The 1,205-nt window shown below is 62.6% G+C and carries 1 protein-coding gene; it reads right to left on the bottom strand.

Annotation, left to right across the window (positions count from 1 at the left end; genetic code table 11):
- Window positions 1-57 precede the first annotated feature (57 nt).
- Window positions 58-1,002 carry an IS110 family transposase gene (locus tag EN804_RS34465; RefSeq protein WP_189522269.1) on the bottom strand — a complete coding sequence of 315 codons (945 nt, stop codon included), beginning with the start codon at window positions 1,000-1,002 and terminating at the stop codon, window positions 58-60.
- Window positions 1,003-1,205: the final 203 nt, after the last annotated feature.

Here is a 1,205-nt window from a genome sequence, read left to right as displayed (position 1 = left end):
CCTTCTCCCCTTGTGGGAGAAGGTGTCGCCGAAGGCGACGGATGAGCAACTGTGTTTTCAGGCTTTGTCTGGATACCAGGGTTGGTTGTGTCGAAGCATGGCGCTGAGGATGGTCATAATCTTTCGGGCCACGGCGACGATGGCGACCTTTGGTTGCTTACCGTTTGCAATAAGACGCTGGTGGAAGGCTTTGAGTACGGGATTGGAGCGGCTGGCGGTGAGCGCTGCCATGTAGACCACCCTGCGCAGAGCATGCCGGCCGCCCCAGATGACGCGGCGACCTTTGAAGGTGCCGGTGTCGAAGTCGTAGGGCGCCAGGCCGGCAAGCGCAGCAATCTCGCGTCGCGAGGCCTGCCCGATCTCCGGCGCCAGCGCCAGTATGGTATGGCTGAGGACTGGACCGGCACCGTGGAAGGACTGGATCAGGCGATCCTTGGCTGCGAGCGCCGGCTGGCTGGCGACGAGTTCGGCCATACGCTTGGCGAGCAGTGCGATATCGAGTTCGATACGACGCAGCCGCTGGGTGAAGATGCGCTTCACCATCGGCTCGCGTAGCTGCTCGAGTTGATTGGCGAGGCTGACCTTATCGTCGCTAAGCTGCCTGCGGGCCACGACCAGATCGGCCAGTTGCTCCGCAATCGGGTCGCAACGCACCGGCCGGGTCGGCAGTTCGGCGGTGTAGCGCGCAATCAGCAAGGCGTCGATGCGATCATTCTTGGCCAATCGGCCAAGGGCGCGGGCATAGTGGCGCAATTTGTGCGGATTGACGTTCCTGGCCGGCAGGTCCGCGCTACGCAGTGCCTTGGCCACACCGCGCTCATAGCCGCCGCTCGGCTCCATGCCGATGGCGCGTACGGTGCGACCCCGCAGCCATCTGACCAGCTTGGCCCATCCGTCCTTGTCGTTGTCGAAACGCGCTTGTTCCTGCGTTTGAAACACCGCCACGTCGAGCCAGCCTTTGGCGACATCGATGCCGATGTCCTGAACCGTTTGCGCTACCATCTCATCGGTCCCTTCCTTGTGTGCGGGGGCTTGCCCCTTGCAACTGTTCGGGTTCACAAAAGAAGGCGGTCGGGCCCCAGCTCATCCACGGTTTAAGCCACCTGAGGGGTGACGGGCTCTCGACCGCCGCCACGGATCAGGCAAGCACCTGGTCCGTGGCACCTCAACAATGCACGATTCCAAACACACAAGGGGTGTTCCAG

This window comes from Mesorhizobium sp. M8A.F.Ca.ET.161.01.1.1, assembly GCF_004792105.1.
GTDB lineage: Bacteria > Pseudomonadota > Alphaproteobacteria > Rhizobiales > Rhizobiaceae > Mesorhizobium.
This window is presented reverse-complemented; position numbering and strand designations above follow the sequence as displayed.

Excerpts from the sequence above, each read along its gene's own strand:
- EN804_RS34465 (WP_189522269.1), bottom strand. The coding sequence starts at position 1,002 with ATGGTAGCGCAAACGGTTCAGGACATCGGCATCGATGTCGCCAAAGGC.